This is a genomic window from Histophilus somni 2336, assembly GCF_000019405.1.
GTDB classification, from domain to species: Bacteria; Pseudomonadota; Gammaproteobacteria; order Enterobacterales; family Pasteurellaceae; genus Histophilus; species Histophilus somni.
Genome location: NC_010519.1, coordinates 1,022,431 through 1,041,968, shown reverse-complemented (window position 1 = coordinate 1,041,968; position 19,538 = coordinate 1,022,431). Strand labels below are relative to the sequence as shown.

Below are 19,538 nucleotides of genomic sequence, written 5' to 3'. Positions count from 1 at the left end.
CTAATAACGTGACCGCTGCTTGTCAAGTTGTGCGGCGATCTGATTGAAATAAACATCCTCGTCCACCTCTTCCCCACCTTTAGGAACGGTTCGCCCACTTGGTAAAGAAAGGGCGGAGAGTTGCTGATTTTGTTTTGCTTTACGAACTTCATTTGCGGAAATGTTTTTTTTGTATTCACTCAACAGATAAATAGCGTCATCCACTTCATCAGAATTGAACAAGGCTTGAATACCTACTGGCTGGCGTTGTAACCATGTAGCAAAATGCGGATTGTTTAAAATTTGCTCCGCATCAGGCACAATTTGGCTAACATAGTTGATACTGTTCTCCAGTTGTTGTTGAGCAAGATCTTGCATTTCGGCTTGTGCTAGCTGTTCAAGCGGTCGAGTATATTCAGCAAGCTGTCTATCTTGATGTTCGGCAAATTTGCGGAACATTTTAGCAAATTCAGGATAGTCATCTTCTAACGCCTTTAACTCATCATTTAACTGCGGTTTTGCATATGAATGCTCTTGTTTTAAGCGTTCGATTTCAGCTTGTGCTTGCTGATATTTCTTTGTCAACGCCCCAACACGCCCATTTTGTGAACGGGCTTGATGTTGGTAACGTTGGTTATCTGCTTGCAATTTGCGGAAATTCTCTTTCACTTCATCTGTGGCAGATTGCAACCAATCGGGCAAATCGTCCTGTTCAACCTTTTCTTGTTGTTCAGGTTCGGATTCAAGCTGATCAGGCTTGTCCTTTTCGGTTTTCTCGGCATCAGATGGCAAACTGTCAGCAGTCAGTTCACCTGTTTCGAGCGATTTCGCGGCTTCATCAAAAGCGGCATCTTCGTTGAACTCTTGGTGTTCTTGATTTTCCATTGTTTTCTCCTAAAGCGGCATAAAGCGGCTTATTGAATGGTTAAAAATAAAAAACCTACCGCACTTGGTGGGTAGGTTCAGTTTGAATGAATATTTAGTAAAGCGATTAATTCCTGCAATTCTTTAATTTGCCCTCGCAAAATATTATATTGCTGGGCATTTAATCCCTCGTTACTTAAATCTTGTTGATATTCTTTTACTCGCCGAGTAAAAAAAGTGTTTAATTGCTCTTTTTCAAGCTCACAGGACAAATGAATCATGTTTTTCCCCAATAAAAAACCGAGTTACATTGAAAATATAACTCGGCAATTTCTGCAAAATATCAGGCAACTATATCTTATGTCGCTTTATGAATGCTACAAGTTAAAAGAGATTGTCTTTCCTGTTGGAAGTTGAACAGATAAATTCAACACTCCACCCATGGCTTCCACATAACGTTTCACCGATGAAAGCCGCACATCATTTCCTCGTTTCTCCAAAGCAACAACTGAGGGTTGTTTGATATTCATTGCTTGTGCGATTTGTTGTTGTGAGATTTCCAGCACTTCACGAATACGATAAAGTTGTAGCTCCATTCTCATTTCTTGAGCCATTTCTTTCACCTTGTTCTGTTGTTCCGGCGGTAATTCTGCCATCAATGCTTTAAAGTTTTTGCTCATTTTGCTACTCCTGCTCTAATTGTGAAAGGTAGTGTTCATAAGTTTGTTCAGCAAGGGCTATCATCGTTTTATAAATCCTCTTGTTTTAGCGTTTTAAACCACTCCAAAACAGGATCTTGCAAAATCACATTCCACTCTTGTTGCATTACATTGCCTATTTATCTTTTTTATAGATTTTAATCTATTAAAAAGAAATGAGCAAGTCATTATTACACGCCGAAAAAGCCTGTTTAACACAGGCTTTATTTGCTTTTTTTACAGGTCAATAACTGCTTAACCCTACCATTTGGCGATAACCTGACAGCAGTTTTTTCTGTACCGAGTTTACCGCTTCATTGTAGCGTTTGAGGCGTTGCTCATAAGCATGTGCACTAATTTTTCCCGCTCTTAACTGTTTGGTGAGTTGTGCCTTTTCACTGCGTAATTTGCCCATGGTTCGCAAGTTATACTCATGCCATTTGATTAACTCTTGGCGTTCAGGCGTTAGCCATTCCCTATCCAATTGTTTATTGAGTTTTCGATAAGCATACTCCTTAGCAACTTGTTGTGCTTCTTCGCTCGCTTCATAATAACGAGATTGCACCGCAAATTCATTACCTGCACCATACAACTGATTAATGAACAATGTTCTCGTGTTACGCCCCAATTGCTCACGGTTCGGATTTTCCACAAGCCACGTATTCAACTCCTTCAATGAACCTAACATACCACTATATCCATCAAACAAATTTTTAATTTGTTCAGGGTGCATATCAAGACCTAAGGTTTGTTGAATATCAATCGCTAAATCCTTCCAAAATTGTGCGGTCGTCGACTTGGATTGTTCAGCCTTGAGTTTGTCTTGGCGAACAAAATTTGTCGTGATTTGACTACCAAAAGCAGAACGATTTAACGCATTTTGCATAAGCGGTTGTAAAATGCTTGGCGTAAAGGTTAGTGCCAATTTTTCCAACGGGTATTTCACAGCGGAAATTTCCGATGGCGAAACCGGTGCAAAGGTTTTTGTGGCATGGGTAACCATATTCACGCCTGCCTCCATAAAGGAAATATCAGACACCGCACCTTTCACAATATTTGTGGCAAAATTCCACGCCATTTGAGGCATACCAAACCCCACAGGAAGTTTAATATAATTTCCATTGCCTATTGGAATAGGGATAAAACGTGTAATATCACCCAGCTGATCCATTTTATTCCCCGCCTCGTCCTCATCATCCATAGAACGCAAGAGACTATAAAGTGCCATCATTCCTGCGGTATACGTCAGAAAACGTATTTGCCCTTTCTTCGTTGAAAGATAACGAATTAAGTTCGCCGCTCCCATGACTGTAGGTTGAGAGAACATATACAAGGCTTTAATACCTCGCATTTTCGAACCTGTCTTACGAAAGTTAGTCAGTTCTAATGTTGTTGCGGCTGCTTGTTTACTATCAACGCCATTATCCACTAACGCCTTGTAAGCAGAAAGTGCGGAAACCATATCGAAAGTTTGATTATAACTTTCAATCACGCCCATTGCCTTGTCTATTTTACTCCCCAGCACGCTATTTTCTCGCTTAATGCGTTTGAGTAAATCCGCTTCTGTGCGTTCGAGATAAGTACCATATGTTGAAATCGCCCCCTCTTTGAGTAGCTGTTTCAATAGCTTTTCTTCTAACACACTATCACGCAATTCTTGCCCAAAAGCAAAGCGTTTCGTTGCTGCCCAAATAGCAGGATTTGTTAGGGGTGAAAGTGCAGTCGCTCTTCCGATTTGATCCATTTTATCGCTACTGAGCAATTTACCTTGTCTGTCATATACTTTTTGCACACGAATAAATTCGGATTTTTCCCATGTATCCCTCAGCATATTAATCGGAGCAAATGCCAATGACCACTGCGTTACTCCTCTTGCATACCAACGGGTAGGCTTAGATAACACTTTCAGGAAATCATTTGCCTGCTCCACATTATCATTTTTCAGGGCAGCAATGACGTTATTCGGCAAACTGTACTCATAATACACACCTCCACGTCTCGCAATTAACACATTATCGCTACTGCGTGTCAGTCCTTGCATTTTTTGTTTGCCAATCCCTAAATTTTGACCGGCTAGGCGTTGTGCTTCCACATTGCTATAGCCTTGCTGTTCAAGCAAACTTACTTCCGTTTCAAGCAACGCATCAAGTTTTCCTTTAAACTCAGACCAACCGGCATAAGTTGTCGATTTTCCTACCGCTTTCCAAACTGCGTCAATAGCATCTTCCGCCTCAGAATTTGTCCGCCCTTTTAAGGCTTTATCCTTGGCAATATTTAACGAATTTGACCCCGCACCGGCGATAAAATCCATGTCGTCTAATTGTGCATTCGGATCGCCTGTCAACGGCACATAATGACGGTTCGCTTTAAATTGCTGATATTCAGTGTCTGTTAAGCGACCGCTCTTATAATCAATTTCTAACCGTGCTTGGTTTAAATCCGCAATTAAATCACCGATGGTCGTTAAATCTCTAATCGAAATATCACGCTCAATATTACGCATAATTTCTTTGGCTTCAGGAATAGACCAACCGCCGGCAACTCCTGCTTTAAAGTGCTTGTTGTTAAAGTCTTTATTCCATACTGCCGCTTTACGGTCAAGATAGTGTTTTTCCGCTGAATTAAAGGCATTTTTTGCCTTGCGAATATCTTCTACTGTCCCATTGATTTTTGCGTCATCTAAGGCTTTTTGAGCCTCTTGCATAGCTTTTTCATCAATGCTCAATAGCTCCATATTCTTTTCAATGGAATAACGTGCGGAAACCCAAAAACCGGCTTTTCTTTTTGCCGTTTCTTCGTTGATTTTACCCTGCGACCGTTTAGCAATTTCTGCAATTTTCGCCAAAATCGGTTTTAAATAATTCACATCAAACTCGGAATTTAAAGCATCACGTCTTCCTTTTGCTGTATACATTGCGTCTTTTAAACGTCGTTTTTCATGGTCTCGACCACTTTTATTGCTGGTATGATCGCTAAACTGCATGTTGTCTATCCAATCATTTACCGGTCTTAAGCTATCAGCAAACCATTCGTCCAATTTTGCCGTTCCTTGATGAAAAGTTTCTTTCAAGGCTTGAAGCGTGCTGAACTTATCCGTCCATTTTGGTGCTTGAATATTTCCACCACGAGAAAGTTCCAATACGGAAATATTATCGCCTGATTGATAAGTGCTTGAACGTGAAAAGCGATAAGTTTGATCGCCACTATTGAATTTTTGAATGCGTTGGATTAAACTTTGGACATTAGCGATTTGTTGGGAAGTCAGTTGAGTGTTTTCACTTAGCTGTGGCTTCCAAGATAAAGACAAATCGCTATTTTTATTTTCTACTTCAATCGTTTCCACCGAATAAACTCGATTTCCTTGATTGAAACTCATCGCTTTTACAGTTAGTTTTGCTAGTCTAATTTGACCATCTATACTTAATGGTGCAAATAATCTATGCACTCCTGCTATGTTAGGATCGTTATTCTTATCTGCTTCAACCCAACCTTGAATTGCATTTTCAAATAATTGATCGATATTCGCGACAGCTGTCAAATGATCTTTCAGATTAGTTGATTTATCTACCGCTTTACCACTTAGCAACTTATCTAAAGAGCGTCTTGAAATGGTCGCTACCATTCCTGTTTCTTTATTTACTAAAGGTTCACCTAGTAATTCAGATACAATAGAACGAGCTTCATCATAGCTAGTCGCCGTGCGTTTTGGTATGGCATTAGCAAAATCAGAATTTGGATCTTCATTTAAGGAATAGCGTGTATTATTATCCGCTTCGTGTATATCGCCGCCCGCACTTTGCTGAATGTCTTTCAACAAATTAAGCAAGTCATCATGACTAAAACGATTTGCTTTTTCACGTCCGAAAAGTTTTACCATAAACTCTCGAATGCGTTCAGCGGTAATTCTAAACCAAGATTTTAGGCTTATTTCTCTACCACGAGGAACAACTAGACCATAACGGCTTTTTAACTCTTCCATTTTGCCTGTGGTATAAGCAGCGTGCAGTTCTGCTATCGCTTCTTCTATCGCCAAGGTACGATTATTTCGAAGTTCTACACGGTCTTTTTGAAGTGCGGTTGCTAAATCTCGCACTGTCGTATTTCGGTCTGCTTGTTCCATCAAGGCTTGGAACTCTTTACCGAACCGCACTTGTAGCCCTCGGTGTGCCAGCTCATGCCACGCTACCCATTTTAAACGCTCTTCACGTGTTAAAATGTCATTGGCTCGAATATTGTCGGCAATAATAACAATCTTACCTGTTTGGGTATTGTAAGCTGCTTCAATAGTCGGGTCGTTAATACCTAGTTCAGAAGAATGCACCACCTCAAAATGCGGTTGATAGTCCTTTTCCTACAGCTTCTGCAATTTGGGATTTTTCTTGGCTAAAGTCGAAAGATTTAGTCTGTTGTTGCAAAATCTGCAAAAGGCGTTTATCATTGATACTAGATAAAGGCGATGAGCTAGAAATCTCCGCAGTTGATACGCGAGAGGTCATTTCTAACAAGTTGCCTTTTTCTATTTTCATCGCCGAACGAGAAGTTGAGCGTTGGTATTGACTTAAGTCAGTTTCGGTTTTAATATTAGCGACAGAAAGGTTCGTAGCGGACTGCATATGAGAAGGCAATTGAAGCCCGAAGGCAGTCACAAATTGCGAACCTTTTGCTTTATTCCAATAAAGCAAATTACTCTCTAATGCTCGCTGGATTTGTGAGTTACTTCTACCATAAACACTGGCAATATTAATTAACTCTAAACCTTGTTTGGTTTGTTTTAAATGCAACGCCGCAATCACAGGTTTATTTTTATCGTTCACTTGCTCTATCAATTCGGTCAGTACCACATAGCCGTTAAGCTGTGTTTCAGACTTCATTACTGCAACAGGATTATTGATTTGACTTGGCAATTGTTTTAAGGTTGTAGCCGTAACATTGTGTTTTCCTTGCATTACTTTGTGCAACACTTCACCGCTAATAGTCACTCTAACATCAGGCAATCCCAACATTTTCAAAACTTCAGGAGTTGTCCCGACTTTGACATGTTGAGATAAAGGATAACCCCGAGAAACGACATCAACCGCTTTAGCAAAATCACTATCTGCACGCTCATTCAAGCTAAACCGAATATCATCATTGTTTGCACTAAATTCACCCTCTTTCCCACCTAATCCTTGTTCGGTTTCATAGAATGATTGCGTTTCTTGTGGGGCCGAACGGCTTAATTTCAATTCCTCAGGATTAACTTGTTCTTGCGTTTGAATTTCACTCTCTGCTTGAACCGCACTTTCTGCTTGAGTAGCCTCAGTACCAAACTTTGGGGCGGTTTTTGCCTGTGTCCAGTAGTCTACTCTTGCTTGTGTGTCCGCCAGTTTTGCATTATAGGCTTTCTTTTCTGCTAAACTTTTTTGCAAATCTGTCCCCATTTTAAATGGGTTTGCTTGAAGTTTTTGTAAATCTGCTGTCGCTTGTTGCAAGTTGGCTTCTAGAAAATCATTAAAATCATTTTCATCTAAACCATGCTGGATAAATTCCGCCTGAATATCGGCTAAATTGCGTTGATGGTAAGGTGTATCGGTTACTGTTTGAACTTGCTCTGCTTGTTGTTTTTCTGCTTGAGCTTGTGTTTCCCCTCTTAATTCCGCTTCAATTTGCTCTCTGCGTTTAGCTTTTTCAACCGCTTGTAAGCCAAATTGATTTAATGTTTGTATTCTTTGTGGCGAAATCAGTTCATCTAAATCATTGGCAATTTTGTTATAGGCTTCTACTTGATAACGAATTTGTGCATCCACTCGTTCATCACCCGTATTCACCGCTTCTAAAAGGCGTTTTTTCTCACGGTTCATGGTTCTGCGATGAGACATAGCTTCATAGCCACCTGTCATACCCCCGAACCCTGCACCTAATACCATGCCATCAGCAATATTTTCACTCATGCCCTCAGTTAAACTGCGGTCACTATCGTAATAATCTCTTGCTGTGTCATTGATGGCATATTGTTCAGCCGCACCTTGTAAGCCTTCCGTTGCAGATTCAATAAATGCCCCTTTTAATACACCCTCTTTGACACTTTGTGTCGGTTTGCCCAGCCATTTATTTACCTTTGGTAGACCCCAAAGACCACCCCCTAAACCACCAACAGCATTAGCAGTAATATCTGCGGCAATCGCAAGAGGATTGAGTATCGCATCTCGTCCGACCTTGTTGTAATACTGCTGTCTTGCTTGTTCAAAAATTTCATGGTCGGAAAGTGTTTGCCCTTCATCACTCTCTTTTAAATCCCAATACGCAATACGAAAGTCATTATGTTGAGCTAGGTCATTATCGCTAATTTGCGATAATTCCTCTCGGACTTGATTTGCACGATTACCCGCCGACATAGCAGAGGCGATCGCCGTGTAGGCAATGGTTTTGTGGTATTGAGCGGGAATACCGAAACGGCTTGCTTGTTTTACCGCTGCTTTCCCTACTTGGTCTGCGACTTCTTTGCTGAAATATTTTCCGGCAAGTTTACCGCCTGCTTTTATTCCTGTTGTCGCAAGTTTACCCGCTCCCATGGTGAGAACTGTATCAATGTTTTCACCGAGCAATGCTCCCAAATTGCCCGCCCACCAATACATATTGAGTAAACCTTTGCCTTCTCCAGTTTCCTCATTCCAGCCGTCAAATGCACTCTGCCCCAAGGCTTCTTGCATTTTGCTTGACATGGTCGCTTTGTTTTCTTCTGCGTTGTAATAGGCATAATCAGCCGCTTTGTTTAACCATTCACTGTTAAATAAAGCTCCTATACCTCGGGCTAAATCACCTGCTCCACGCCATGCCCCCATTTGAACGCTATCAACCACATCCGCAAAAAAACCTTGCTCTTCCGGCAATTTGTATTGGTTAGCTATGACATCAATGGACGAAGAACCCTCATCTGCGACATCCGATTGTCCTCGTTCTCTTGAACCTGTTGCATTTGGTGCGATACCTAATATGTTTTTTTGCAAATACTGAAATTCTTCATTGGAAAGGCTAAAGTCTGACATGGTATTTCCTTAAAAATAAATAAAAAAAGACCGCACTTTTGGCGGTCTGGTTTGTGAATTTTTGCTAAATTATCGTCTATTAATACCTCTTCTCAGTGGGTATTCTCTTGCTCGCATTGTTTTCAATGCTAAATGGTAGTGTGGCTCTTCCCAAGAGCTGATCTCTACGCCCTCTAATTTTTGCATTAGCACATCTCTCGCAAATTGTAATGTATGGCGATATTCCGTAGCGTGAGTGTATGCCGTTGAACCGAAGTGCGAGCCAATTGCTCGCAAAGGTTGTTCAAGTTGCCCTAACAAATCTAAACAATTGTAAAGTGCGAACCACATTGAGGTTAACGTTAGATTATCTGCAAGGTCATCATCTTGTTTCGGTGAGTCAATAATCAGTTCCCCCTCCAAGCAGATTTTATGAACATACTCCACCGCACTTTGTAATTTATCTGCGGGGATATCTTCAATACTTTCCACATTCATATAGTGATGAACAAGATTGTAGGCTTCGTTGTAGAGTAAGCCTTTTTTGCTAACAAGCATATTTACAGCATTGCGTAAGCCGGTGCGTTCATTAACAGTCGTTTTGCGTTCGGCTTTGCCAAAGTGCCAGTAGTTGTAGAGTGCTTCAAAACATTCTTCTTGGTAGCAGATCACTTTTTCTTTTAAATCTGACCGCACTTTTTCGGGGTTAATGCTAAACAGCCAGCCGTTGAGTTTTTTGATTGGCATACAGAGCATTTTTTGTAATCCGCCATTTGTAGGTGTTGCGATATCACAACACCCGAATTTTTCTTTATTTTTGTTTAGTTTTACGGATTGGCTTGCCCAGTCCAAACCGATTGCCTCTACAATCGGACGAATAGCGGTGTAGATAACATTTTCAACTTTGAGAGTAATAAGATCTGAACCATGGAAAGAAAGAGTTTGAGTAGTAATTTGATTAGACATAAGTCTGCTCCTGTTTGTTTTTTCGAAGTTTAGTTTTCCCTATTCAATAGGGTGCCGAGAGGTTCGAAAACCGCAAACAGACGGTCGGGATTATTCCCCTTTCGGGTATTGTATTCTCCGCCCTCTCGACATAGATAAATTTTGGGTATGCGTAATCAAAATTCTTGAGAGAAAGAAACAGATCACAAATTTTACGCATAAAAAAACCGCTATGCTGTCGGGTGCGGATTGCCGCTGTTTGTTTAGGTTTCGACGCCTTGAGAAGAATATTACTACTGAAATTTTTAAAAGTCAAATAAAAAATAGGTCGTTTTATTCCTTGACCAGAAATATAAAACGACCTATAATATTCTTGTTTTCGCAATACTGCGGAAACGAGCTGGGTGCGACCTTCAATCCACCCAACTTTGAAGAGGATAACACAATGTTTAAATACATTATCCTAGTTATCATCTTATTAGTCATTAGCCTGCCAGCGTACTAATTTGATGATAATTCAACGAGAGGGGGAAACCTCTCTCGTTCTTCAAAATTAATTATGGAGAATATTTATGGCAAAGTCAACCGCTGAAATTCAAAAACGCTCTGATGATAAGCGTGGCGTAAAAACCAAATCCTTTAAAATTAAAAAAGACATTTTCGATCTCGTCGAAAAAATTAGCCTTGAACGGGGTCTTGCTCAAAATGCAATGATTACTGAGGCTATTTTGCTTTACGCTGAAAAATATGGCATTCAAACTGACTGCCAGTAAAATCTAACCGCACTTTGTGCGGTTAGATTTGTGTGAGTTTTGGTAGTTCTGTAAGCGGTAATTCAATTTGCATTTTATCTTCCATAATGCGGATCACACCTTCTAATACCGGCTTTTTGCCTTTCCATTCGTTTAAGGCTTTACCACATGAGTAGAATTTGACATTGTTACATTTCCTTTTGAATAGAATGTGGGCGGACAGGGTGTTCAAAACCGCTGTAACGACGGCGTGGGTATTGGATATTTCCGCACCACCCTGTCCATAGATTGAATTTTTTAGATTGTTACAAAAGAGTTTTGAAGCTCTATGGGTAAATACTACTCTAACTATTTTTCATCGTCAAGATAAAATCTGCTAGGGCTTTTAAAAAATCGGGGGAAAGCCACAATACCGCAGAGATAAAAAACAAAATAGTAAATACATAAGCAAAGCGTTCTGCTATGGGGTATTTCGCAATAATTTCTAGCATTTTTCCAATCTCTATATTAAAATTCATAATGATTATTTTCCTTGTGTGCTTAAGGTTAAGGGAAATAAAAACCCCAAGAGTTTGCGGCTCTTGGGGTTTGTTTTTGGGAATTACGTTACCACCACTTCACTGCATTGATAAAAATAGATAATGCAATCAAGAAACCAATAAGCCAAAGCCCCCAAAAGCGTAAATTGGATAGTTGTGCTGTCATTTTTCTAAACTCCTTGATTATTGATAGGATAAGTTTTAAACTTTCCATAAATCTTCGTTCCTTATATTCTGGTTATTTGGAATGAAAAACCCCAAGTAATTAGCCGTTACTTGGGGTTTGTTTTTTTTGGAATTACTGAACTTCTACAATGTCAATAATTACTCTACACCATAGTTTCCTGTTGGATTGGCGACAGGTTGTTGTTTTAAAGCAATTTCCGCTTGGAATTTCTTCATATCTAACATTTGCTTGCTGGTTTCTCGTTGCATATCGGAAGAGACTTTGACACTGTTGATACGTTCATCAAGTGATATTCTTTCTTGCTCTTGATGTTGTCGCATTTCAATTTCCATCATTTTTACTTCAAGCTCTTTCTCTTTGATGGCTACTTTCATTTGCTCAATTTGCATGGCATGTTGCAATTTCATCTGTTCAAGCTGCATTTCATGCTGTTGCTTTTTTTGTGCTAACTGCATTTGCATTTGAGATTTGAGAATTTCCGGATCTTGCGGTTGCGTCGCATTCGCTTGTTCTATCTGCTGGAGCTTCTGCTCATAATCTTCCCTTGATAACAGCATCGTTTTCGCCCCCATACTCATGGATTGCATTAAGGTCTTTGCCCCGTCATACCAATCGAACGCATAAGACAATTGAGGGTGATTGCCGAATTTTTGGAAAATATCAATAATCTGTGCCGTTTGTGTTTCTTTGACCAACAAGGCGGACGTCCCTCTTGCCACTACTTGCATATCGCCTTTGATGTTCGGGTCGTCATCCATCGCCATATTATATTCATAGAAACGGCGGATAAGCGGTTTGGTCACTTGGTCGTCCCATTCTTTCACTTGTCTTCTGCGTACCGCATTAGCAGCATTCATTAGCATTGACATGCCACCCAATGTAGGCGTAACTTGACCTTGTTCACCTTGTGCAATCATTGGCAAACCGCTTTCCTCGTCCATAAAGGATTTCGCCAGTTGGATAATGTTAGCAAGCTCTTGTTGTCTGCTTTCAAAATTAAACACGCCAAAAGCTCGTTGAGCTTCAAAACTTGCATTAGCAGAAGCTCTATCATTGGTTCGCCATAATTTATTCGGTTTAATTTCCCAGCTTTTGTCGACAGGTGAAAGTACGGAACTATTGACGACAATTTGCGATCCAATCGTTAACACACCATTGTCTATCATTCCTCGCCAAGCAGTATTAAGAATTTCCTGTGCATCACGGCACAAATAAGGAATACCGAAACCAAATACACAAGCGACATCAGGTTCGCATGTATACACCGAATAAGGAAACTCTGCGGTATCAAGCGGATTAAGATTCACACTTAAAATCTTGCCATTACCGGTCATTACAATCACGCCGTCAATTTCCGCTTTTTCGGATTTTTGCTCTTCCGTTAATTCCAACGCATAGCCTTCTTCTAAAGATTGATTAGCTTGCTCTAAGACAGAAACAGGAATGCCACCATGATAAGTCCATACCTCATACCGTTTATCATTACTTGCTTTTTCTAAACCGGATAAGGTTCGAAGGGTGTCTAAATAACCGTCCATATCACTGCTGGAGGTATGCGTTTCGCTTGCCTCGCTTTCGATTAAGGCTTGCACCGTATCGGCTAAGTAATAAGGGTTATTCAGCAGATTTTGCAATTGTTTTTTAGTGAGGTAAGAACGTTCAAAGACAAATTGGCAGTCTTTTAATGTAGGTGCGGTCATATCCGGCACAAAATCCCAAGGTAACACTAACCGCACTTTAGGCACTATTTTAGACTTGGTTTGTGCGGACCAATTACCCATTCCATCATCAGACCAAATACGCTCATCAATTGTATCTACTACCGGACCTCGCAAAATACCCGTTCCAAGTACAGCGGCATAATGCAAGGCAAGGCGAACCTCAGAGGCATAGTCACATTCTGCCAGCTGATCATCAATCAATTTTTCCATAGCTTCCGACCGCTCTTTGGCTTGTTGCATTAGCTCTTTTGCCATGTTGATTTGTTGCATTTGCATTGGATCTTGGCTGTCTGGCTGTTTAGCAAGATGAGCAATTTGCGGTACTGGCGTTGGCGAAATACCATAGTTTTTGTCATCACTTGGAAATAACATATCTGTCATCTGAGCCGACCACGCATCGGTTTTTGCTCTCGTATATCCCACAAAGACTTTAGATTTCCCTGTGTCAACACTACTTTCATATTGATTGCGGTATTGATACATATCTTTCGTCCAACGTTGCACGATGGGCTGACGTTGTTTAATTTGCTCCTGTAAAATGCCTTGAAGTGTTCGTCCATAGCTTTCAATGGCGTTTGCAAGTTGTTCTGACATTTTAATATCCTGTAATATTGCTTAGTGGTTGATGTGTTTTAATATTGATAACCTGCTCTTTAAAAAGGCTAGGCATTGCACCTAAACAAAGATATTGATTGGCATCATGCGGATGTGAATACCGATTTTTATCCGGTGTTTCAGTATATTTTTCCTCACCGCTCACATTCAATTGACGATAGGCATAGCCGGTTTCATATCCTTTAATCAATGTTTTACAGTGCGGACTAATCAACATTGCCGGCTGACCTTTACCTACTAAACGGGATAACCACCAACGCACTGCTTCAAGTCTTGCTGTCGTATTATTACTTTCTGCTGGACGAGCATTAAAACCATATTCCTCAAGCAACTGAAAACACGTGCGTTCATCGGTTTGTGCTCGCTGAACACCTGCAGGATCGCCTATAATTTGAATAGCACACTCTGCATATCGGCTTCTTAACAATGGCGACAATTGCTCCGTAATAAAACGCTCAATCCCCATACCTGTTGCGACAATTTCATCTACAATCCGCAACTGTCCGATAGGTGCAATTTGTCCGATAATCGCCGCAGGTGTTAAACCAAAATCCAACCCGATAAAGGTTTCCCAACCTTTGACCGGTACCAGTTTTTCTGTTGAAACGTGTAATTCTTTATTGAAGTGATCGCCAAAAACAGGTTTGCCTTGTTGAACGGTTGCAAATTCATTACAGACCCGAGATTTGATCCAGTTCAATGTTTGACCTTGAATATTATCAAACCAGTACCCATGCCCTTTTTTGTGATTAATAACATTTTCTGCGATGGGATTTGCCACAAAACGATGTCCTAAATAATCATCATAATGTCCTTGTTCAATATTGCGTTTTATCTCATCAGATAATGTCGCTAAAGGCATGCCTGTAATATCAATTAATGCACCGGGTTGAACAAAAAACTCCCACCCTTTAGGCTTTAACGGTTGTTCAGTTTCCTCATCAATCCCTTGTTCAAACTGATACCACCAATGGTCATCATCGGGCGAGTTAGTATCCATAATCATACCGTTCCACGTCGCCCCCATAAACCCTTCTTCAACCCGCTTTTCAGGATAACGACCAGTACGTGTAACCGCTTCTGTTACCAGTGAAACGGGTAAAAATTGTGCTTCATTGATCCAAATACCAGTTAATTCCAATGACATTAGTTTCTTCACATCTTTTGGCTTATCCATCGAAAGAAACAAAAACTCCGCTTCAATACGTGTTTTCCCATCAGGATGATTAATATTCATCTTACCTGTAATCGGACTGTCGTATTTAATCGGGCAAATTTGCTCGGGTATCCACGTTTGAAAGGTTTTAATCACCGTTCCCTTTAATTCAGGATAGGTGTTTCGCACACAAGCCCAGCGAGTTTTTCGCACGCCTTGTGCATTCGGCTCTTGCTGTTGTGCAACACGAAACATTTCCAACACACACCCCACGGACTTACCGCTACCGATAGGTCCACGAATGGCTTTAACCAACGCAGTTGAGGCATGTACTTTTTTAAACGTTTCTGAAGCACGATAAACAATACGCATTAGTTAAACTCCTGAAGGTATTCGAGCTTATGATGTCCCGCTGTTTTCGCATTCATCTCTTGCTTAAGTTTTTCTGTTTCCGCCATTACTTTCTTAGACTGAACCTTACGTAATTCAATTTGGCTTAAGAGATTTGCAATGTTATTGTCCGTGTGATTTAAATTCTCAATGCGACCGACCGCTCTTTCAAGTGCTTTGTCAGTGGACTCAATCAGCTTCGCATAAAGTGATTTTTCCTCTGCGGTGTTGGCTTTTGCTAAAAGTGCGGTAAATTTTTCTATACTTTCAACCGCACTGACCGCACGCTGTCGCATTAAATCAATTTCATCTTTAAGGCTAAAATCCACTACAACATCAAAGGCAGATTTGTCTTTGAAATAGCGAGCATAACCACCATGCTTTCGAGCGGTCTGCGAATTCACATAAGAGCGTTGTTTTCGTTTCGCAGTTTTTTCGTCCGTTTCGCAATTTAATTCGCAGTTTTCTTGATGAATTATTGCTTCTGCTTGTTTTTCTTTACGTACTGTTTGGTGGCTTTCAGACTGATTAAACATGGTTTCAGGCTTTTTTATATAACGTTTCGCACTGGCGAACTTTAATCCTTTCTTCTCGCACCAATCTTTAACAGTAATACCTGTTTTGGCATTTGCTTTTAGATATTCAATTTGCAACGCTTTCCAGTTTTTTTTCGCCATAATTAAACCATTAACATTAAAATCTCAATGCTGTGCATTCTCAATCTGCCATTCCCGAATCTTATCAATCTGACTTGCACATAAATCCCGTTCAGCCATTACTTTGATTAAATGCTTAATTGCATCACCATAAGTTTTCCCCTGAAAAGCAGAACGTTCACAAGGAATAGTGTAGGCTTGTGGTGGAGAAAGATATTCAATTTGCGGTGGTGTTGTGCAATTGGTTAATAATATTGATAACATCACGAGGCAATGCCACTTTTGCACAGGTCTCTTGTTGCAAGATATTCTTAAGCTGTTCATTGCTCTGTTCCATCTTTACTTTAAATTGATTAGCTATCTTTTGCTGTATTTGCACTGCCTGTTGCTCTATCTTCAGCTGTTCAGTCAGTCGAATAATAAGTTGGGCTTGGGAAGCGTTGTCGGCTTTTAAGCTATCAATCCTCTGTACCTGAACCCACATTGCAACTCCCAAGCCCAAAAAAGCCAATATCGCAATTAAAGTTGTTTTACCCCAGACAAACATAACGCTTTCTCTTTCTCTCTACGTATTTCAAGTCCTCGTAATCGCTTACCGCCTGCATAAACCCATTTTGGAAATTCATTACAAACACCTCTCCAATCTTTTTCATTTGCTTGACGAAACATGGTCGAGCGAGATAACTTACCGCACCCAACATTAAACGTAATTGAAACCACTGAATCAAAAACAGATTGAGGCATTAGCCGACCGTTAGCGAACTGATTTACACAACGTTCTGCTACTTGAATATCGTTTACCCAACGCTTTGCAATTTCTGCATCTGAATAACGCTTATGCGGTTCAATTGCCCCGCTACTTGCCACAGTACTCCCAATTCCTACGGTAAGCACATCAGAAGGGCAATGATAAGGGTCACGGCGACAGCCTTCTACCTGTCCTATTAACTCAAGCCCTTGTTGGCTTGTGCGAAAATTGTCAGCAAAATTCAACATCATCAAGGCAATAATGGCAGACACCGAACAAATGCCACCAACTTTAACCAACTTACTCATCATCTAATCCTTTTTGTAATCTTGCCATTTTAAGTCGATGTAATTCTTCCGCACGTTCGTTTTCACGCTTACGAAGTTTACTTTCCTTGTACCGTTGATATAGATTTACACAAGCGGTAACAATCCCGATAGAAAGGCTTATCATCATCAAATTTTGCTGGTCGCCCAGCCAAGCGATAAACCCACTGAGACCCGACCACAAATAACTTTGCGTCCCCATATCTTTCATAATAAATCACCAAAAAAATCCCATAAAAAAGCCCCGAGCATGTCTGCTCAGGGCTGTAAAAAATGTTTATTTATGCTATAAGTGTACTTAACCGCACCATAGCTGAAATACTACACTTTTACGGCGTCTTTTGCAAGGTTTTTTGCAAATTAATCATTATCAACTTACAATGCCTTTATTGTCGGCACTAATTTAAGGTTAAAGGCTTCCAAGATTTTTACCACGGTTTCAAAGCGTGGCTTGCTTCCTGTTGATCTTCTTTTTACGGTAATGTAGGATCGATGAAAAATATCAATAAAAGTACAATGAGCCTAAAATACCAACCAAAAGAAAAATCGGTGCTAATGTGTGATTTCTCAAAGTTTCAATCACCGGAAATGACGAAAGTTCGTCCTGTTGTCGTCATTGCAAAACATAAACGGAATAAAGAATTAGTCACGGTTATTCCGCTCAGTACAACAGAACCTCAACCCTTAGAAAAATATCACTATGCTTTGCCTGTCAATCCATTGCCTGATAAAGCAAACATTCAGTGCTGGGCGAAATGCGATATGATTTATACCGTCTCGATTTCCCGATTAGATCGTTATAAAATCGGTAAGCGTGATTATATTTCGCCACTTGTTAGCGATACTGATTTCCAAGTGATTAAAAACTGTACTGCATTAGCATTAAAATTAAAGTAAAATCCAATCCGTACCCGAAAGGGGCTTGTAAAACCAATTTGAAAAACAGTTGGTCGATTAAACAAGGGCGATAACAAGTCGGTTTAATCGTGTAGTGGGGAGCGTCAGGCTCCCCTTTGTTTTTTCAGCCTTTTAAAGTGCGGTCTAATTTTGATAGGTTTGCGAATTGTTGAGAAGCTGCTTGTAAGTTAGCTTGTGAGTTTGTGGTAAGAATAAACCGCCTTGAGGGAGGTTTATGCAACAAAAATACACCTATTTTGACTTAACATAAGCTTTAATGATATTTCAGCCGTATAAAGATATTTTCTATACGTTGTTTCGCTTATATCCAAGGTTTCACATATCCCTTTTCTCACCAAAATTCTCCGCCTGTCATATTCATTCCTCAACGGCAAGCGATAAACATAAGTCACCATGAAAACATCGTAAAGTTCTCGAGTTACCTTTTGCATAATTAACACACAACGTTCAAACTCCATTGCAAGATCTTCATTAATTGGATCGACTTTACCACAATATTTATCCTGCGGAACCGGAATTGACGGTGATATACTCGGATATTCCGTACCAATTCTAGGCGTAGCCCAATATCCCCATTGTCTGCATTTTTTCTTAAAATCATTTAGACTATTGTGCATCTTGCAACTCCCTTACCTTCGCCTTATAAACCTGAATTAACGTCTTAATCTCATCATCTGCGAGCTTTAACGGTAAATGGTCTTTTCTCTCCAAAAATTCCACTCTTTCCACCCCGATTTTAGCCACCAAATTAATCCGGTACTCAATCACATTACCGCTTTTGTGGTTATTACATACACTGCATTGTTTATGCACATTGTCCTCATTAAACCGCAATTCAGGGCAAGCACCCACACTACGATAATGTCCAGCGTGCCACTGTCCCTGATGATAGCGACCACAAGAAATACAAGGTAAATTCTTATCTCGCAAGCGAATAAAACGATTAAATACACCTTGCAACTCTTTTAAACGCTCAGATCGACTTTTCAACCGCTCTTTAACCGCCTTAATCTTTGCTCTTTCTTCCTTTTCCCTTTTTATCTTCTCCTTTTCTTGAGATTTCACCAATGCCATTTGAGCTAATTTCACCCCGCATTCAGGACTACACCATCGTCGAAAACTATCATTAGTTTTAAACGCATTTCCGCAAACCTTGCATTTTTTTGACCGCACTTTTTTAATCATTTTCAACCTATCAAAGCCAATATCATTATCCACACCGTATAACAAACCATTTCAACCTCCTTTACTTTATTTGTTCATTTTTAAATCACTTAAATTAAAATTTGTGGGTATAATCTACATTTTTATTGCGTCACCCTAAATTATAGGTATAATAACCACATTGATTAGCAATACAGAGGAGCAAAGCAATGTGAGTAGTAGCAAACAAATTATTAAACGGATTGAAGCGGACGGCTGGAAATTCCACCACGCAACAGGAAGCCACCACCACTTCACTCATCCAACCAAAAAAGGGATTGTTACCGTCCAACATCCTGAAAAGGATTTAAAAAAAGGAACGGAACATTCAATACTTAAACAAGCGGGGCTGAAATAGCCCTGCTATACAGGAGCATAAAATGTTATATCCAATCGCAATCGAACCGGGCGATGAAACTCACGCATTCGGCGTTATCGTCCCTGATATTCCGGGGTGCCATTCTGCCGGTGATACTTTGGAAGAAGCCTATGCTAACGCCAAAGAAGCCATCAAAGGGCATTTGGAATTATTGGTTGAAATGGGCGAAGAAGTTCCATTACCAACCTCAATCAATAACCACCGCCAAAATCCCGACTTTACCGAGTACGATATGTTCTTCGGTTTCGTTGATGTTGATATTACTCACCTCTTAGGCAAAGCCGAAAAAATCAACATCACAATGCCTGCTTATCTCATCAAGCGTATTGATGAATTTGTGGCAACGCATAAAGAGTACAAAAGCCGTAGCGGTTTCTTGGCTCAAATCGCCGCTGACAAGATTTTATCGGCTTAATCAATCCCCTACGCTTGACAAGCTCCTCTGTTAGGCGTAGGAT

21 protein-coding genes are annotated in these 19,538 nt (G+C 40.3%); 4 read left to right on the top strand and 17 right to left on the bottom strand.

All coding sequences use genetic code 11. The features are described 5' to 3' along the window. The 6 genes from HSM_RS04695 to HSM_RS04670 form a co-directional block, all read right to left on the bottom strand. A complete protein-coding gene (locus tag HSM_RS04695; protein ID WP_012341716.1) occupies nt 1-864 on the bottom strand; it encodes a hypothetical protein in 864 nt (287 codons plus the stop codon). Between the two features lie 77 nt (nt 865-941). Beyond that, a complete protein-coding gene (locus tag HSM_RS04690) occupies nt 942-1,124 on the bottom strand; it encodes a hypothetical protein (RefSeq protein ID WP_041605061.1) in 183 nt (60 codons plus the stop codon). Between the two features lie 96 nt (nt 1,125-1,220). Continuing rightward, a complete protein-coding gene (locus HSM_RS04685) occupies nt 1,221-1,523 on the bottom strand; it encodes a helix-turn-helix domain-containing protein (protein ID WP_011609534.1) in 303 nt (100 codons plus the stop codon). Nucleotides 1,524-1,785: 262 nt separating this feature from the next. After that, complete coding sequence (locus tag HSM_RS04680) at nt 1,786-5,862, bottom strand: LPD38 domain-containing protein (protein WP_162009656.1); 4,077 nt, start codon at nt 5,860-5,862, stop codon at nt 1,786-1,788. A 4-nt stretch (nt 5,863-5,866) separates the two neighbouring features. Then, nucleotides 5,867-8,566: a MuF-C-terminal domain-containing protein gene (locus HSM_RS04675; protein WP_012341713.1), complete on the bottom strand. Its 2,700-nt coding sequence runs from the start codon at nt 8,564-8,566 to the stop codon at nt 5,867-5,869. A 69-nt stretch (nt 8,567-8,635) separates the two neighbouring features. Next, nucleotides 8,636-9,511: a phage antirepressor N-terminal domain-containing protein gene (locus tag HSM_RS04670; RefSeq protein WP_012341712.1), complete on the bottom strand. Its 876-nt coding sequence runs from the start codon at nt 9,509-9,511 to the stop codon at nt 8,636-8,638. 551 nt (nt 9,512-10,062) lie between these two features. Between HSM_RS04670 and HSM_RS04665 the strand changes: the two genes are divergently transcribed. Continuing rightward, nucleotides 10,063-10,263 (top strand): hypothetical protein, encoded by a 201-nt coding sequence (locus HSM_RS04665; protein WP_041605059.1) that lies wholly within the window; start codon nt 10,063-10,065, stop codon nt 10,261-10,263. Nucleotides 10,264-10,285: 22 nt separating this feature from the next. Here the strand turns inward: HSM_RS04665 and HSM_RS10580 are convergent, their stop codons facing one another. From HSM_RS10580 to HSM_RS04630, 9 genes are all read right to left on the bottom strand, one after another. Beyond that, nucleotides 10,286-10,474: a hypothetical protein gene (locus tag HSM_RS10580; RefSeq protein ID WP_012341711.1), complete on the bottom strand. Its 189-nt coding sequence runs from the start codon at nt 10,472-10,474 to the stop codon at nt 10,286-10,288. Between the two features lie 112 nt (nt 10,475-10,586). After that, nucleotides 10,587-10,760: a hypothetical protein gene (locus HSM_RS10995; protein WP_165942814.1), complete on the bottom strand. Its 174-nt coding sequence runs from the start codon at nt 10,758-10,760 to the stop codon at nt 10,587-10,589. A 345-nt stretch (nt 10,761-11,105) separates the two neighbouring features. Next, complete coding sequence (locus HSM_RS04660) at nt 11,106-13,283, bottom strand: portal protein (RefSeq protein ID WP_012341708.1); 2,178 nt, start codon at nt 13,281-13,283, stop codon at nt 11,106-11,108. A gap of 1 nt (nt 13,284) precedes the next feature. Beyond that, complete coding sequence (locus HSM_RS04655; RefSeq protein ID WP_011609539.1) at nt 13,285-14,832, bottom strand: hypothetical protein; 1,548 nt, start codon at nt 14,830-14,832, stop codon at nt 13,285-13,287. Continuing rightward, nucleotides 14,832-15,527: a terminase gene (locus HSM_RS04650; protein WP_012341707.1), complete on the bottom strand. Its 696-nt coding sequence runs from the start codon at nt 15,525-15,527 to the stop codon at nt 14,832-14,834. Before HSM_RS04650 ends, HSM_RS04655 begins: the two co-directional genes overlap by 1 nt. Before the next feature lie 24 nt (nt 15,528-15,551). After that, nucleotides 15,552-15,770: an Rz1-like lysis system protein LysC gene (gene lysC / locus HSM_RS04645; RefSeq protein ID WP_041605057.1), complete on the bottom strand. Its 219-nt coding sequence runs from the start codon at nt 15,768-15,770 to the stop codon at nt 15,552-15,554. Further along, the gene (locus HSM_RS04640) at nt 15,724-16,053 is read right to left on the bottom strand and encodes a DUF2570 family protein (protein ID WP_012341706.1); all 330 of its coding nucleotides are present in this window, start codon (nt 16,051-16,053) and stop codon (nt 15,724-15,726) included. The genes lysC and HSM_RS04640 overlap by 47 nt, the downstream gene beginning before the upstream one ends. After that, on the bottom strand, nt 16,026-16,562 hold the full coding sequence (locus HSM_RS04635) for a lysozyme (protein WP_011609542.1): 537 nt from the start codon (nt 16,560-16,562) through the stop codon (nt 16,026-16,028). The genes HSM_RS04640 and HSM_RS04635 overlap by 28 nt, the downstream gene beginning before the upstream one ends. Then, nucleotides 16,555-16,791: a phage holin family protein gene (locus tag HSM_RS04630; protein WP_012341704.1), complete on the bottom strand. Its 237-nt coding sequence runs from the start codon at nt 16,789-16,791 to the stop codon at nt 16,555-16,557. The genes HSM_RS04635 and HSM_RS04630 overlap by 8 nt, the downstream gene beginning before the upstream one ends. A gap of 281 nt (nt 16,792-17,072) precedes the next feature. Between HSM_RS04630 and HSM_RS04625 the strand changes: the two genes are divergently transcribed. Beyond that, complete coding sequence (locus HSM_RS04625; protein WP_012341703.1) at nt 17,073-17,477, top strand: type II toxin-antitoxin system PemK/MazF family toxin; 405 nt, start codon at nt 17,073-17,075, stop codon at nt 17,475-17,477. A 233-nt stretch (nt 17,478-17,710) separates the two neighbouring features. Here HSM_RS04625 and HSM_RS04620 read toward each other — a convergent pair whose 3' ends face one another. Both HSM_RS04620 and HSM_RS04615 read right to left on the bottom strand, forming a co-directional pair. Continuing rightward, on the bottom strand, nt 17,711-18,115 hold the full coding sequence (locus HSM_RS04620; protein WP_041605056.1) for a hypothetical protein: 405 nt from the start codon (nt 18,113-18,115) through the stop codon (nt 17,711-17,713). Beyond that, the gene (locus tag HSM_RS04615; RefSeq protein ID WP_012341702.1) at nt 18,105-18,683 is read right to left on the bottom strand and encodes a recombination protein NinG; all 579 of its coding nucleotides are present in this window, start codon (nt 18,681-18,683) and stop codon (nt 18,105-18,107) included. Before HSM_RS04615 ends, HSM_RS04620 begins: the two co-directional genes overlap by 11 nt. Before the next feature lie 190 nt (nt 18,684-18,873). On the opposite strand from HSM_RS04615, the gene HSM_RS04610 reads away from it, so the two are divergent. Together HSM_RS04610 and HSM_RS04605 are read left to right on the top strand one after the other, a co-directional pair. Continuing rightward, the gene (locus HSM_RS04610) at nt 18,874-19,059 is read left to right on the top strand and encodes a type II toxin-antitoxin system HicA family toxin (RefSeq protein ID WP_011609549.1); all 186 of its coding nucleotides are present in this window, start codon (nt 18,874-18,876) and stop codon (nt 19,057-19,059) included. Between the two features lie 22 nt (nt 19,060-19,081). Next, nucleotides 19,082-19,495 (top strand): type II toxin-antitoxin system HicB family antitoxin, encoded by a 414-nt coding sequence (locus HSM_RS04605; RefSeq protein WP_012341699.1) that lies wholly within the window; start codon nt 19,082-19,084, stop codon nt 19,493-19,495. The last annotated feature ends 43 nt before the right edge of the window (nt 19,496-19,538 follow it).